This is a genomic window from Kitasatospora sp. NPDC098663 (genome assembly GCF_044760075.1).
GTDB lineage: Bacteria > Actinomycetota > Actinomycetes > Streptomycetales > Streptomycetaceae > Kitasatospora.
Window position 1 is genome coordinate 55981 of record NZ_JBIWAP010000046.1, and the last position, 15810, is coordinate 71790.

The 15810-nt window shown below is 71.5% G+C and carries 11 protein-coding genes; 9 read left to right on the top strand and 2 right to left on the bottom strand.

What is annotated here, in order from left to right; genetic code table 11:
• Positions 1-110: 110 nt before the first annotated feature.
• Positions 111-4055, bottom strand: a complete 3945-nt coding sequence (eccCa, locus tag ACIQVZ_RS34805; RefSeq protein ID WP_402455671.1) for a type VII secretion protein EccCa — start codon at positions 4053-4055, stop codon at positions 111-113.
• A gap of 367 nt (positions 4056-4422) precedes the next feature.
• On the opposite strand from eccCa, the gene eccD reads away from it, so the two are divergent.
• The 9 genes from eccD (at position 4423) to ACIQVZ_RS34850 (ending at position 15449) form a co-directional block, all read left to right on the top strand.
• On the top strand, positions 4423-5880 hold the full coding sequence (eccD, locus tag ACIQVZ_RS34810; protein WP_402455674.1) for a type VII secretion integral membrane protein EccD: 1458 nt from the start codon (positions 4423-4425) through the stop codon (positions 5878-5880).
• A 201-nt stretch (positions 5881-6081) separates the two neighbouring features.
• Positions 6082-6372 (top strand): 30S ribosomal protein S15, encoded by a 291-nt coding sequence (gene rpsO, locus ACIQVZ_RS34815; RefSeq protein WP_063347607.1) that lies wholly within the window; start codon positions 6082-6084, stop codon positions 6370-6372.
• 462 nt (positions 6373-6834) lie between these two features.
• Positions 6835-9042: a polyribonucleotide nucleotidyltransferase gene (locus ACIQVZ_RS34820; protein WP_350887439.1), complete on the top strand. Its 2208-nt coding sequence runs from the start codon at positions 6835-6837 to the stop codon at positions 9040-9042.
• 114 nt (positions 9043-9156) lie between these two features.
• Entirely contained in the window at positions 9157-10509 is a 1353-nt protein-coding gene (locus tag ACIQVZ_RS34825; RefSeq protein WP_350887436.1) for a pitrilysin family protein, read from the top strand.
• A gap of 14 nt (positions 10510-10523) precedes the next feature.
• Positions 10524-11270, top strand: a complete 747-nt coding sequence (gene dapB / locus ACIQVZ_RS34830) for a 4-hydroxy-tetrahydrodipicolinate reductase (RefSeq protein ID WP_063347605.1) — start codon at positions 10524-10526, stop codon at positions 11268-11270.
• A 7-nt stretch (positions 11271-11277) separates the two neighbouring features.
• Positions 11278-11736 (top strand): tetratricopeptide repeat protein, encoded by a 459-nt coding sequence (locus ACIQVZ_RS34835; RefSeq protein WP_063347604.1) that lies wholly within the window; start codon positions 11278-11280, stop codon positions 11734-11736.
• Positions 11733-12464 (top strand): FAD-dependent thymidylate synthase, encoded by a 732-nt coding sequence (gene thyX, locus ACIQVZ_RS34840; protein WP_402455676.1) that lies wholly within the window; start codon positions 11733-11735, stop codon positions 12462-12464. The genes ACIQVZ_RS34835 and thyX overlap by 4 nt, the downstream gene beginning before the upstream one ends.
• Positions 12465-12692: 228 nt before the next feature.
• Positions 12693-13592, top strand: a complete 900-nt coding sequence (gene dapA / locus ACIQVZ_RS34845) for a 4-hydroxy-tetrahydrodipicolinate synthase (protein WP_402455679.1) — start codon at positions 12693-12695, stop codon at positions 13590-13592.
• A 171-nt stretch (positions 13593-13763) separates the two neighbouring features.
• Positions 13764-15449, top strand: coding sequence for a ribonuclease J (locus ACIQVZ_RS34850; protein ID WP_350887423.1), 1686 nt, complete (start codon positions 13764-13766; stop codon positions 15447-15449).
• A 168-nt stretch (positions 15450-15617) separates the two neighbouring features.
• On the opposite strand, the gene ACIQVZ_RS34855 is transcribed toward ACIQVZ_RS34850, so the two are convergent.
• On the bottom strand, positions 15618-15810 hold a 193-nt coding region (locus ACIQVZ_RS34855), incomplete at its 5' end, for a hypothetical protein (RefSeq protein WP_402455682.1).

Here is a 15810-nt window from a genome sequence, read left to right on the forward strand (position 1 = left end):
GAAAGATCTAGGTAACGTTTCGACACCTGGGACGCGAAAGGGGCCGGGCTCCCGCGAGCCCGACCCCTCGATCACTGTCCGTAGCCGCCGGCGCGGGCGCGCCGGAGCCCTCACACCAGCGGCAGCCAGCCCGTCTGGACCATCTGCCCGCCGGTCGCCCGGCGCGACACGTACACCCCGCGCCCCGGCGGCAGCGGCATCGGCTTGACCGTCCCCAGCAGCGCGCCCTCGTCCCGGTTCCCGGAGAGGATCACGCCCTGCCCGCCCAGCTCGCGCATCCGCTGCAGCACCGGCTCGTACAGCGAGCGGCCGGCGCCGCCCGCGCTGCGGGCCACGATCACCCGCAGCCCGATGTCCCGGGCGAACGGCAGGAACTCCGCCAGCGGCGCCAGCGGGTTGCCCGAGCCCGTCGCGACCAGCTCGTAGTCGTCCACGATCACGAACATGTCCTTGCCGCTGTACCAGCTGCGGTTGCGCAGCTGCTCGGCGGTGACGTCCGGGCCGGGCAGGCGGCGCGCGCAGGCCCCGCGCAGCATGTCCACGATGGTCGCCATGGCCGGCTGCGCGGCCGCGTACTCCACCAGGTACTCCGGCGGCACGGTGCCCAGCAGCGCGCGCCGGTAGTCGCCGACCACGATGCCCGCCTGGTCCGGGGTGTACCGCTCGGTGATCTGCTTGATCAGCATCCGCAGCAGCGCCGACTTCCCCGACTCGGTGTCGCCGAAGACGATGAACAGCGGGTCGGTCTCGAAGTTCACGAAGGCCGGCGCCAGCTCGGCCTCGTCCACGCCGAAGGCGATCCCGCGCTCCGGGCGCTCGAAGCCCTTCGGCAGCGAGTTCCCGTCCAGGACGGCCGGCAGCATCCGCACCTGCGGCGCGCGCGGGCCGGTCCAGGCCCCGTCGACGGCGGCGACCAGGCCGGCCACCCCGTGCTGGAGGTCGTCCACCGCGTGGGAGCCGTCCAGCCGCGGCAGGCCGGACAGGAAGTGCAGCCGCTCCGGGGTGATGCCGCGCCCGGCCAGCGGCGGGACGTTCTGCGCCACCCGGCGGTCCACCTCGGACTCCATCGGGTCGCCGAGCTTCAGCTCGGTCCGGTTCTGCAGCAGGTCCTTCAGCGCCGGGCGCACCTCCGCGTACCGGGCCGCGGTGATGACCAGGTGGACGCCGTAGCCGAGGCCGCGCTGGGCGATGTCGCCGATCACCGGCTCCAGCACCTCGAACTCCTGCTTGAAGGTGTTCCAGCCGTCGATCACCAGGAACACGTCGCCGAACGCCTCGTCCGGCAGCTGCCCGGCCGCCCGGCGGGCCCGGTAGGTGCCGATGGTGTCGATCCCGGCGGCCCGGAACAGCTCCTCGCGCCGGTTCAGCACCCCGTGCACCTCGGAGACCATCCGGCGCACCTTGTCGACGTCCAGACGCCCGGCCACCCCGCCGACGTGCGGCAGCCCGGCCAGCGACTGGAAGCTGCCCGCGCCGAAGTCCAGCAGGTAGAACTGCACCTCCCGCGGGGTGTGGGTGAGCGCGAACGAGGCCACCGTGGTGCGCACCACCGTCGACTTGCCCGAGCGCGGGCCGCCCACCACCAGGCCGTGGCCGGCCGCCCCCGCGTAGTCGACCTCCAGGACGTCGGTCTTCTGCTCGCGCGGCTTGTCCACGATGCCGATCGGCACCCGCAGCCGGCCCGCCGGGAAGCCGGGCGCGGTCAGCCCGCGCTCCGGCACCACCTGGAGCGGCGGCAGCAGGTGGTCCATGCTCGGCGCCTCCTCCAGCGGCGGCAGCCACACCTGGTGCGCGGCCGGGCCCTGGCCCGTCATCCGCTGCACGAACACGTCCAGCACGGTGTCGACCAGCGCGTCGTCCTGCTCCGGGGCGAGCGGTGCCTCCTCCTCGACCGCCGGCTCCGGCGGCTCCACCCGGGCCGCGGTGAACAGCACCGGGCGGGCGTTCACCCGCCGCCCGCCGGTCGACCGCTGCTGCCCCGGCGCCCGGTAGGGCCCCGAGACGTACGCGGCCTTGAACCGGTCCATCACGTCCTCGCCGAACTTGAGGTACCCGACGCCCGGCACCGGCGGCAGGTGGTAGGCGTCCGGCACCCCGATCGCCGCCCGCGACTCGGCCGCCGAGAAGGTGCGCAGACCGATCCGGTAGGAGAGGTAGGTGTCCAGGCCGCGCAGCTTGCCCTCCTCCAGGCGCTGCGAGGCCAGCAGCAGGTGCACCCCCAGCGACCGGCCGATCCGGCCGATCTGGATGAACATCTCGATGAAGTCCGGCTTGGCGGTGAGCAGTTCGGAGAACTCGTCGATGATCAGCACCAGCGAGGGCAGCGGGTCCAGCGCCGCGCCGGCCGCCCGGGCCCGCTCGTACTCGTGGATGTTGGCGTAGTTGCCCGCCGAGCGCAGCAGCTCCTGGCGGCGGTGCAGTTCACCCTCGATCGCGTCGCGCATGCGGTCGACCAGGGTGAGTTCGCCCTCCAGGTTGGTGATCACCGCGGAGGTGTGCGGCATGTCCGCCATGCCGGAGAAGGTCGCGCCGCCCTTGAAGTCGGCGAGGACGAAGTTCAGGATCTCCGAGGAGTGCGTCATCGCCAGCGCCAGCACCAGGGTGCGCAGCAGCTCCGACTTGCCGGAGCCGGTCGCGCCCACGCACAGGCCGTGCGGGCCCATGCCCTCCAGCGCGGCCTCCTTGATGTCCAGGTAGACGTGCTCGCCGTTCGCGCCGACCCCGATCGGCACCCGCATCCGCTCGTGCTGGGCGCGCGGGCGCCAGCTGCGCGTCACGTCGAAGGAGCCCGGGTCGCCCGAGTTCATCAGGTCGGTGAAGTCCAGGTTCGACAGCAGCGGCTCGTCGTCCCCGCCGGCCGAGAGCCGGTACGGCGCCAACTGCCGTGCCAGCGCCTCGGACTGCCAGACCGAGAGCAGGTCCGGCGTGCCGGTGTACGTCGCCCCGGAGGCCGAGCGCAGCACCAGCTCCTGCGGGCTCACCGTCACCATCAGGTGCCCGCTCGGCTCGTCCAGGTCGCCCGGCACCACCTCGATGACGGTCACCCCCTGCACGCCCTCGGGACTCGCCAGCAGCGAGTTCGGCGGCACCCCGGCGCCGTCCATCACCACCACCAGGTGCGGCTGGTCCGGCGCGGGCGCCGCGTCCCGCACGAACCGCTGGCGGCCGGCCAGCTCGTCCTGCACCAGGAACTCCAGCTCGCCCAGGTCGGTGGCGACCAGCCGGCGCGAGCCCGCGCCGTCGGCCTCCTTGCGGTGCTGGTTGTGCGGGAGCCACTTGGTCCACTCCCACTCCTCCGCCGCGCCCGGCGCCGCGGCCACCGCGACCAGCAGGTCGTCCGGCGAGTGCAGGGTGGTCAGCTGGGCGATCATCGCGCGCACGTTGCCGTACACCGAGTCCGCGTCCCCGCACACCGTGACGTGGTAGAAGGCGCGCAGCGAAACCGCCAACGGCAGGTCCTGCAAGGTGCCGTGGGCCTTCAGGAAGGAGTGCATCGCGGCCGCCGACAGCGGCTCCAGCTCGTCCATCGGCGCGGTCTGCGGCGCCACCAGCGGCGTCGACAGTTGCACCGGGCCCAGACCCACCCGGATCTGCGCGAAGTCGCCGTCCCCGGCGCGGCGCTCCCACAGCCGCCGGCCGTCCGCCACGATCGACCACAGCTGGTCCGGCGCCGGGTTCAGGAACAGCAGCGCGCCGCGCTGGCGCTCCGCCGTGCGGCGCACCTGGCGGCGCATCTGCTGCAGGTACTTGAGGTAGTCGCGCCGCTCGTCCGCCATCGCGGTCGAACCGCCCCTGCGGGCCCGCATGATCTGCGCCAGCACCATGCCGACCGTCGAGGCGACCATCAGACCGCCCATGATCTTCATCGGGGCCGCCGCGCCCGGCGCGAAGAAGAACACCGCCGAGCCGCCCATGCCGAGCATCGGGAGGATGCTCATCAGCCAGTCCTCGCCGCCCTGCCGGGGCAGTTCGGGCGGGGTCACCAGTTCCACCGGCTCGTCCGGCACCGCCGGCGGATAGGCCCGGCCCGGGCGCTTGACCGTGATCACACCCATGCGTCATCCACCCCGCGGCGTCGATCGATCACTTCGGCATCAGCCCTCACGCAACTGGACTCGTACGACTCGTACGGCTCGTACGGGATTCACCAGGGCGAGGACGCACCACACGGCGCCGCCCCCCGTACCGCGCGCAGGGGCCGATCCTAACGGTCGCCCCCGCACCGCCCGCCAGGCCCGCGCCCGCACCCCCCGCCGGGGGCCCGGCCCGCACCGGGGCCGGGCACGAACCGAGCGGGTAGGGTAACGCCGCGCCAACTCGCGGCCCGGTCGGGCCGGTTCCGCAGTCACACCGAGCGCCGCCGTGCCGCGGCACCGTCAACAAGGGGGAGCGCCCAGTGCGTCGAAGGACCGAGGTGCGGCGATGAGCAACACCGCCGCGACCGGCTACTGCCGGGTCACCGTCGTCGCCCCGGACCGCCGGATCGACGTCGCCCTGCCCGAGGACGTCCCGCTCGCGGACGTCTACCCCGAGGTGCTGCGCCTGGCCAACCAGAGCCAGCCCGACGGCGCGCCCACCGGCTTCCACCTGGTGCGCCGCGACGGCACCGTCCTCGACAGCGGCCTGCCGCTCGCCGCCCAGCAGGTCCGCGACGGCGACCTGCTCGCGCTGCGCCCCTTCGCCGAGTCCCTCCCGCCGGCCGTCTACGACGACGTCGCCGACGCGATCGCCAGCGCCGTCGAGACCGACCGCCGCCTCTGGAACGCCGAACTCATGCGGGCCTTCGGCCTGATCGGCGCCGCGCTGCTGCTCGTCCTGCTCGGCTTCGCGCTCTGGTTCGCCGACCTGCGCCACGACATGCACGGCCTGCCCGGCGTCCTGGCCGGCGTCACCGCCGTCGTCCTCACCGCGCTGGCCGGCGTCCGCGCCCGGGTCTACCAGGACGCCCACGCCGCGCTCGCGCTCGGCCTCGGCGCCCTGCCGCACGCCATGATCGGCGGCAGCGGCGTCCTCGCCGTCGCCCACCCCTGGGACGGCCCCGGCCGGCTCCAGTTCCTGGCCGGCTGCGTCACCGTCCTGGTGGTCGCCGTGCTGCTGGTCGGACTGCTCCCCGAGAAGGACGCGGTGTTCGTCGCCGCCGCCCTGGTCGCGGCCGCCGGGGCGCTCGCCACCTTCGCCGCCGTCCTGCTGCCGGACACCCCCGCCGGGCACATCGCCGCCGTCACCGGCATCACCGCCGTCGCGGCCGCCGGCTTCCTGCCCGGCCTCTCCGCCCGCTTCGCCCGGCTGCCCGTCGGCTTCAGCGCCCCGGGCCAGACCCGCACCCGCAGCCGCGACCACGACCAGGAGGCCGAGCGCGCCGAAGCCGTCCAGTACGAGCGGATCGCCCACCAGGCCCGCCGCGGCCACGAGGTCCTGGTCGGCCTGGTCGGCGGCTGCGCCGCGGTCGTGGTCGGCTCCTGCGCCGTCCTCGGCTTCACCGACCGGGCGTTCCCCGAGCTGCTCGCGCTCGCCCTGGGCCTGGCCACGATGCTGCGCGCCCGGCTGTTCCGCTACACCGCGCAGGTCTTCAGCCTCACCATCGCCGGGCTGCTCGGCCTGGCCCTGCTGATCACCGGCCTGTCCCTGCACACCCCGCAGTTCATCCTGCGCGCCACCAGCTCCACCGAGGTCGACCTGCGCACCATCTGGCTGGCCGCCTCCATCGCGTTCGGCGCGGCGCTGCTCGCCGCGATCGCGCTGGTGGTGCCCCGGCTCGGTGTCTCCCCCTTCTGGGGGCGCATCCTGGACCTGGTCGACAGCCTGACCCTGATCTCGCTCGTCCCGCTGGCGCTCGCCGTCCTGGACGTCTACCGGCTGGTCCGCGGCGCCACCAGCTGACCGGCCCGGCCCGCCCCGTCGGGCCCGTCCGGCCCGCCGACCGGCCGGGTGGGCGGCACTGGTACGCTTGGCCTCCGAGCGCAGCCGTGTGTCCGCCTCCGGTGGGTCGCAGACCGCCGGCCGCGCTCCGTCACGACACCGAGTCCTCATGAGTCCTGTGTTGTCGACCAGGACCGCTCGGTACACCCTGAAGGAGTTGCAGTGGCTCTCGCCTCTGACGTCAAGAAGCAGATCTTCGCCGAGTTCGGCCAGAAGGAGGGCGACACCGGTTCCCCCGAGGTCCAGGTGGCCATGCTCTCCCGCCGCATCGCGGACCTGACCGAGCACCTCAAGACCCACAAGCACGACCACCACTCGCGTCGTGGCCTGCTGATCCTGGTCGGCCAGCGCCGCCGCCTGCTGCAGTACCTGGCCAAGAAGGACATCGAGCGCTTCCGTACGCTCGTCGACCGCCTGGGCATCCGCCGCGGTGCCGCCGGTGGCGCCCGCTAAGACCGCCGCTCGGGGCGGCTCCCCACACCGGGGAGCCGCCCCTCGCGCGTATGCCGCGGACACCCCGAGCCGCGGCGCCCGGACATAACAACTCGCGCGTACCTCCCCAGGTGGCCGAGGATTGCACCGTAGGGTTGTGGGCATGCCCGGTGATGGCGCACCAGCGCGCCACCCGGGCAGACGAACCCGAACCCCCCCCGCGGGCCGAAGGCTTCAAACGGAAGCCGCCCGCATCCGAGAGAGCGTCCAGACGCGGACCGCCCGTCCCGGCCCGGCAGCCGTGAGGCGCCGGTCCTCGGTAGTGGCCCCCGGAAGCCCCGCAGACCGAGCGGAGCACCCCGGAGGCTTCGATCGAAGACCGGCCCGACTGCCGTCCTCCTTGCCAGGAGGGCCAGGGCCAGCCGGCAGGCAGGCAGCGCGGGGACGCTCTCCCGGAGACGTACGAAAGAGGAGATCTTCCAGGTGGAAGAGAACGTGTTCTACGCCGAGGCCGTGATCGACAACGGTTCCTTCGGCACCCGTACCATCCGCTTCGAGACCGGCCGTCTGGCCCGTCAGGCCGCCGGCTCCGCCGTGGCCTACCTGGACGACGACACCATGGTGCTGTCGGCCACCAGCGCGTCCAAGCAGCCGAAGGAGCACTTCGACTTCTTCCCGCTGACCGTGGACGTCGAGGAGCGCATGTACGCCGCGGGCCGCATCCCCGGCTCGTTCTTCCGTCGTGAGGGCCGGCCCTCCGAGGACGCGATCCTCACCTGCCGCCTGATCGACCGCCCGCTGCGCCCGTCCTTCGTCAAGGGCCTGCGCAACGAGGTCCAGGTCGTCTGCACCGTCATGGCGCTCAACCCCGACCACCTGTACGACGTGGTGGCCATCAACGCCGCCTCCGCCTCCACCCAGCTGGCGGGCCTGCCGTTCTCCGGCCCGATCGGCGGCGTCCGCGTCGCGCTGATCAACGGCCAGTGGGTGGCCTTCCCGACCCACAGCGAGCTGGAGTCGGCCGTCTTCGACATGGTCGTCGCCGGTCGCGCCCTGCCGGACGGCGACGTCGCGATCATGATGGTCGAGGCCGAGGCCACCGACAAGACCATCAAGCTGGTCGAGGGCGGCGCCGAGGCGCCGACCGAGGACGTCGTCGCCGCCGGTCTGGACGCCGCCAAGCCGTTCATCAAGGTGCTGTGCGCCGCCCAGTCGCAGCTCGCCGCCCAGGCCGCCAAGCCGACCGGCGTGTTCCCGGTCTTCCTGGACTACCAGGACGACGTCCTCGCCGCGCTGACCGCCGCCGTCAAGGACGAGCTCGCCCAGGCCCTCACCATCCCGGGCAAGCAGGAGCGCAACAACGAGCTGGACCGCGTCAAGGCGCTGGCCGCCGAGAAGCTGCTCCCCGAGTTCGAGGGCCGCGAGAAGGAGATCAGCGCCGCCTACAACGCGCTGACCAAGAAGGTCGTCCGCGAGCGCGTCATCAAGGACAAGGTCCGCATCGACGGCCGCGGTGTCACCGACATCCGCACCCTGGCCGCCGAGGTCGAGGCCATCCCGCGCGTGCACGGCTCGGCCCTGTTCGAGCGTGGCGAGACCCAGATCCTGGGCGTCACCACCCTCAACATGCTGCGCATGGAGCAGCAGCTGGACACGCTCTCCCCGGAGACGCGCCGCCGCTACATGCACAACTACAACTTCCCGCCGTACTCGGTCGGCGAGACCGGCCGCGTGGGTGCGCCCAAGCGCCGCGAGATCGGCCACGGCGCGCTGGCGGAGCGGGCGATCATCCCCGTGCTGCCCTCGCGCGAGGAGTTCCCGTACGCCATCCGCCAGGTCTCCGAGGCGCTGAGCTCCAACGGCTCCACCTCGATGGGCTCGGTCTGCGCCTCCACCATGTCGCTGCTGAACGCCGGTGTGCCGCTGAAGGCCGCCGTCGCCGGTATCGCCATGGGCCTGATCTCCCAGGAGATCGACGGCGAGACCCACTACGTCGCGCTGACCGACATCCTCGGTGCCGAGGACGCGTACGGTGACATGGACTTCAAGGTCGCCGGTACCCGCAACTTCATCACCGCCCTGCAGCTGGACACCAAGCTCAACGGCATCCCGGCGTCGGTGCTGGCCGCCGCGCTGAAGCAGGCCAAGGACGCGCGTCTGCACATCCTCGACGTGATGAACGAGGCCATCGACACGCCGGACGAGATGTCCCCGAACGCCCCGCGGATCATCACCATCAAGATCCCCGTGGACAAGATCGGTGAGGTCATCGGCCCCAAGGGCAAGATGATCAACCAGATCCAGGAGGACACCGGCGCCGAGATCACGATCGAGGACGACGGCACCATCTACATCGGTGCCGCCGACGGACCGGCCGCCGAGGCCGCCCGCACCACGATCAACCAGATCGCCAACCCGACCATGCCGGAGGTCGGCGAGCGCTACCTGGGCACCGTGGTGAAGACCACGACGTTCGGCGCGTTCGTCTCGCTCATGCCGGGCAAGGACGGCCTGCTGCACATCTCGCAGATCCGCAAGCTGGCCGGCGGCAAGCGCGTCGAGAACGTCGAGGACGTCCTCGGTGTCGGCGCCAAGGTGCAGGTCGAGATCGCCGAGATCGACCCGCGCGGCAAGCTCTCCCTCATCCCCGTCGTCGAGGGCGAGGAAGCCGGCGAGACCGCTTCCGAGTGAAGCGCCGCTAGCTGACCCTTGCGGCCCGTACGCCTCCCGGCGTGCGGGCCGCACCCTGTTGCCCCCGCGTTCGTCCATGCGTTCCCACGCGTGTTTCCTCTGGAGGTACCCCCCGTGGCTCAGGCCCCGGCGGCGAAGCAGCGCCCCGGCTCCACCCGGACCCTGCTCAAGGGCGCCGACGGCGCCGGCACGGTGCGCCGCACCGTCCTCCCCGGCGGCCTTCGGGTCGTCACCGAGACCCTGCCGACGGTGCGCTCAGCCACCTTCGGCATCTGGGTCGGCGTCGGCTCGCGGGACGAGACCCCGCAGCTCAACGGCGCCACCCACTACCTGGAGCACCTGCTCTTCAAGGGCACCGCGCGGCGCAGCGCGCTGGACATCTCGGCTGCCCTGGACGCGGTCGGCGGTGAGATGAACGCCTTCACCGCGAAGGAGAACACCTGCTACTACGCCCGGGTCCTGGACACCGACCTGCCGCTGGCCATCGACGTGGTCTGCGACATGGTCACCGGCTCGCTGATCCGCTCCGAGGACGTCGACGCCGAGCGCGGCGTCATCCTCGAGGAGATGGCGATGGCCGAGGACGACCCGGGCGACGTGGTGCACGACCTGTTCGCCAAGGTGATCTTCGGCAGCGGCCCGCTCGGCCGCCCCATCCTGGGCACCCAGGAGACCATCAAGGTGCTCACCCGGGAGCAGATCGCCGGCTTCTACCGCCGCCGCTACCGGCCCGAGAACCTGGTCGTCTCGGCCGCCGGCAACCTCGACCACCACACCGTGGTCAAGCAGGTCGAGCAGGCCTTCGCGGCGGTGCTGGCCCGCTCCGACGCGGCCCCCGCCGAGGCCCGCCGCGGCGTCAAGGCGCTGCGCACGGCCGGCCGGGTCGAGGTGCTCAACCGCTCCACCGAGCAGGCGCACCTGGTGCTGGGCGTGCCCGGGGTGCCGCGGCACGACGAGCGCCGCTGGGCGATGGGCGTGCTCAACGCGGCCCTCGGCGGCGGGATGAGCTCCCGGCTGTTCCAGGAGGTGCGGGAGAAGCGCGGCCTGGCGTACTCGGTGTACTCGTACTCCTCGTCCTACGCGGACAGCGGCCTGTTCGGCATCTACGCCGGCTGCCAGCCCAAGCGGGTCGAGGAGGTGCTGCGGATCTGCCGCGCGGAGCTGGCCAAGGTGGTCGCCGAGGGCATCACCGAGGAGGAGCTGCGGCGCGCGATCGGCCAGATCTCCGGCTCCACCGTGCTGGGCATGGAGGACACCGGCTCGCTGATGAACCGGATCGGCAAGGCCGAGCTGAGCTACGGACACCACCTGTCGGTGGACGAGATGCTGGCGCGGATCGCGGCCGTGACCCTGGACGACGTCCACGCGGTGGCCCGTGATGTGCTGGGCGCGTACCGGCCGTCGCTGGCGCTGATCGGACCGGTCAACGACAAGCGGGCCGCCAAGCTCGCCGATCTGCTGGTGTGAGAGGACATTTCGCTATGACGCTGCGTGTCGCCGTGATCGGTGCCAACGGTCGGATCGGCTCCGAGGCGGTCAAGGCCGTCGAGGCCGCGCCGGACCTCGAACTGGTGGCCACCCTGGGCCGCGGGTCCGAGCCGGCGGAGCTGACCGAGGCCGGCGTCCAGGTCGCCGTCGAACTCACCCACCCGGACTCGGTGATGGGCAACCTCGACTACTGCCTGCACCACGGCATCCACGTGGTCACCGGGACCACCGGCTGGACGGACGAGCGGCTGGCCACCGTCCGCGGCTGGCTCGACCAGGCCCCCGAGCTGGGCCTGCTGATCGCGCCGAACTTCTCCATCGGCGCGGTGCTCGGCATGAAGTTCGCCCAGACCGCGGCGAAGTACTTCGAGTCGGTCGAGGTGGTCGAGCTGCACCACGACCGCAAGGCCGACGCCCCCAGCGGCACCGCCACCCGTACCGCGCAGCTGATCGCGGCCGCCCGCGCCGAGGCCGGCCGGCCGCAGCAGCAGGATCCGACCACCCACAGCCTGCCCGGTGCCCGCGGCGCCGACGTGGACGGGGTGCCGGTGCACGCCGTCCGGCTGCGCGGGCTGCTCGCCCACCAGCAGGTGATGTTCGGCGACACCGGTGAGACGCTCACCATCCGGCACGACTCGCTGCACCACAGCAGCTTCATGCCGGGCATCCTGCTCGGTGTGCGCAAGGTCGTGGAGACGCCCGGGCTCACCCTGGGCCTCGAACACTTCCTGGACCTGTGAGCCCGGCATGACGTCCCGTACCGGATTCTTCGTCCTGTCCGGCGTGCTGCTGCTGGTCGCCCTCCTCTGCGTCGGGGAGGGCGTCCAGCTGGTCGCCACCGGCAAACCGCTCGGCATCGGCATCGGCCTGTGCGCCTTCGTCATCCCGGTGATCGGCGTCTGGTTCCTGCGCCAGACCGTCCGGTTCGGCCGGGCCAGCGAGCAGCTCGCCCGGGAGCTGGAGGCCGAGGGCGGCCTGCCGGTGGACGAGCTCCAGCGCACCACCGGCGGGCGGATCGACCGGGCCTCGGCCGACGCGGTGTTCGCCCGCCGCCAGGCCGAGGCGGAGGCCGCGCCGGCCGACTGGCGGGTCTGGTTCCGCCTCGCGGTGGCGTACGCCGACGCCGGCGACACCCCGCGCGCCCGCAAGACCATGCAGCACGCCATCAAGCTGCACAGCACCGAACCCGCAAGGAGCAACGCGTGAGCGACCAACCGACGGCCCCCAGCTTCCGCAGCGACGTCACGGTCGAGCTGGTCCGCAGCGCGGCCGCCGACTCGGACGTCATCTGGGCGGCCCGCGTCTCGACCGCGGGGGAGCAGTCCCTGGAGGCGGTCCAGCAGGACCCGGAGAAGTCCAAGGGCCTGATCAACTTCCTGATGCGGGACCGGCACGGCACCCCCTTCGAGCACAACTCGATGACCTTCTTCATCAGCGCGCCGATCTTCGTGTTCCGGGAGTTCCACCGGCACCGCAGCGGCTGGTCCTACAACGAGGAGTCCGGCCGCTACCGCGAGCTGCAGCCGGTCTTCTACGTGCCGGGTGAGGAGCGCAAGCTCGTCCAGCAGGGCCGCCCGGGCCGCTACGAGTTCGTCGACGGCACCCCCGAGCAGCACAGGACCACCACCGAGGCGATGGAGGCCGCGTACCGCGAGGCCTACGCGCGCTACCAGGAGATGCTGGCGGCCGGCGTGGCCCGCGAGGTGGCCCGCGCGGTGCTGCCGGTCGGCCTGTTCTCCTCGATGTACGCGACCTGCAACTCCCGCTCGCTGATGCACTTCCTGTCGCTGCGGACGAAGAAGGAGAACGCCGCCGTGCCGTCCTTCCCGCAGCGCGAGATCGAGATGGTCGCCGAGCAGATGGAGCAGGAGTGGGCGCGGCTCATGCCGCTCACCCATGCGGCCTTCGAGAAGCACGGCCGGGTCGCTCCCTGACCTGGGACGATAGGCATATGGGCGGAGTGTCACGCATGTCTGGATTGCGGCTTTTCTAGCCGCTCCCTACATTCATGAACACGGATTCCGGTGCTGCCCGAACCCCCGAGCGGGCAGCACCGGAATCCCATGTCACCGCCTGTTTCCGCCGCTTCGCGTGGTATGCCCCTGTCCGAACACTGGACCGGTGTGGGTACCGCCCCACCGCCTACGAGTAGCTTTGGACGCATGGCTCCGACCTCCACCCCCCAGACGCCGTTCGGCCGGGTCCTGACCGCGATGGTCACCCCGTTCACCGCCGACGGCGGACTCGACCTCGACGGCGCCCAGCGCCTCGCCACGCACCTCGTGGACTCCGGCAACGACGGCCTCGTCGTCAACGGCACCACCGGTGAGTCCCCGACCACCAGCGACGCCGAGAAGGCCCAGCTCGTCCGCGCCGTGGTGGAGGCGGTCGGGGATCGCGCCCACGTGGTGGCCGGCGTCGGCACCAACGACACCCACCACAGTGCCGAGCTGGCGCGACAGGCGGAGGCCGCCGGAGCCCACGGCCTGCTGGTCGTCACGCCGTACTACAGCAAGCCCCCGCAGGAGGGCGTGTACCAGCACACCGTGCACATCGCGGACACCACCGGGCTGCCGGTCATGCTCTACGACATCCCGGGCCGCAGCGGCGTCGCGCTGAGCCACGAGACGCTGGTCCGCCTCGGCGAGCACCCGCGGATCGTCGCCAACAAGGACGCCAAGGGCGACCTCGGCGCGGCCGCCTGGGCCATCGCCCGCTCCGACCTCGCCTGGTACTCCGGCGACGACATCCTCAACCTGCCGCTGCTGTCGGTCGGAGCCGCCGGAGTGGTCAGCGTCGTCGGACACGTCGTGGCCGGCGAACTGCGTGCGATGATCGAGGCGTACCTGGCCGGCGATGTGGCCAAGGCCACGGCGATCCACCAGGGCCTGCTCCCGGTGTTCAGCGGTATGTTCCGCACGCAGGGCGTCATCCTCGCCAAGGCCGCGCTGGAGCTCCAGGGACTGCCGGCCGGCCCGCTGAGGCTGCCGCTGGTCGGCGCGACTCCCGAGGAGATCGCACGATTGACGAAGGATCTCGCCGCCGGCGGGGTACACCTGTAACAGACGAAGACGTGCGCGCCCCGGCTCGCCGGACCCTCACGGGCCCGCCGCTGGACCGGACCGACGGCGCGAGAGCACCGACCCAGTAGGAAAAACGACACTGAGTACGCACGCCATATGTCTTCAGGGGGAGGACCCCGGGCATATGGCGTGCGTCGTGAGGAGAGTCTTTTGAGTCACCCGCACCCCGAACTCGGCGCACCCCCGGCCCTGAAGGAGGGCGCCCTCCGCATCACCCCGCTCGGCGGTCTCGGCGAGATCGGCCGCAACATGACGGTCTTCGAATACGGGGGCCGCATCCTGATCGTCGACTGCGGCGTCCTCTTCCCCGAGGACGAGCAGCCCGGCGTGGACCTGATCCTCCCGGACTTCACCTACATCCGGGACCGCCTCGACAAGATCGACGGCATCGTCCTCACCCACGGCCACGAGGACCACATCGGCGCCGTCCCGTTCCTCCTGCGGGAGAACCCGGACATCCCGCTGATCGGCTCCAAGCTGACCCTCGCCCTGATCGAGGCCAAGCTCGCCGAGCACCGCATCCGGCCGTACGTGCTGGAGGTCAAGGAGGGCGAGCGCGAGCGCATCGGCCCCTTCGACTGCGAGTTCATCGCGGTCAACCACTCCATCCCGGACGCCCTGGCGGTCGCCGTCCGCACCCCCGCGGGCATGGTCGTGGCCACCGGCGACTTCAAGATGGACCAGCTGCCGCTCGACGGCCGCCTGACCGACCTGCCGACCTTCGCCAAGCTGGCCGAAGAGGGCATGGACCTGCTGCTGGTGGACTCCACCAACGCCGAGGTCCCCGGCTTCATCCCGCACGAGCGGGACATCTCGGCCGCACTGCGGAACGTCTTCGCGAACGCCGACAAGCGCATCATCGTCGCCTCCTTCGCCAGCCACGTGCACCGCATCCAGCAGGTGCTGGACGCCGCGCACGAGTACAAGCGCAAGGTCGCCTTCGTCGGCCGCTCGATGGTCCGCAACATGGGCATCGCCCGCGACCTCGGCTACCTGAAGGTCCCCGGCAACATGGTCGTCGACGTCAAGCAGCTCGACGACCTGCCGGACAAGGAGGTCGTGCTGATCTGCACCGGCTCCCAGGGCGAGCCGATGGCGGCGCTGTCCCGGATGGCCAACCGCGACCACCAGATCCGCATCGTCGAGGGCGACACCGTCGTCCTGGCCTCGTCGCTCATCCCGGGCAACGAGAACGCCGTCTACCGGGTGATCAACGGCCTGACCCGCTGGGGCGCCAAGGTCGTGCACAAGGGCAACGCCAAGGTGCACGTCTCCGGCCACGCCTCGGCCGGCGAGCTGCTGTACTTCTTCAACATCTGCAAGCCGCGCAACCTGATGCCGGTCCACGGCGAGTGGCGCCACCTGCGGGCCGCCGCCGACCTCGGCATCGCCACCGGCATTCCGCGCAACCGCGTGGTCATCGCCGAGGACGGCGTCTGCGTCGACCTGGAGAAGGGCGTCGCCCGGATCGTCGGCAAGGTGCAGGCCGGGTACGTCTACGTGGACGGCGCCTCGGTCGGCGACATCACCGAGGCCTCGCTCAAGGACCGCAGGATCCTCGGCGAGGAGGGCTTCATCTCGGTCTTCGTCGCGGTCGACTCGACCAACGGCAAGATCGTGGGCGGCCCGACCTTCCAGGCCCGCGGCTCCGGCATCGACGACAACGCGTTCGTGCCGGTCGCCGCCAAGCTCCAGGAGGCCCTGGACCGCTCGGCGAGCGACGGCGTGCTGGAGCCCCGCCAGGTCCAGCAGCTGGTCCGCCGGACCGTCGGCAAGTGGGTGGCGGACAACTACCGCCGCCGGCCGATGATCCTGCCGGTCGTCGTCGAGGTCTGAGCCTCCGGCGGCTGGTTTGACGTGGGGCAGCCCGGTGCGTAGTGTTCTCCGGGTTGCCCCACGGGACGGCCCCGCAGGATGTTTCTCGAATGCGAATTCGAGAATGACCGCGGAAAACGGCCCGAGAAACTCTGATAGAGTTCGGGAGCGCCGAAAGGCGAAAGCCGCTCAGGTAAATGAAACTCCGGAAAACGGAGCGGAAAACATCTGATAAGCTTGAAACACGAAAGAACGAAGCGCCCGGAGGGCCCGCTGGAAGGCGGCCTGAAGGAAGTGTCCGTTCCTTGAGAACTCAACAGCGTGCCAAAAGTCAACGCCAGATATGTTGACATCCCCGGCCTCAGATTGTTCTGGGGTTGGA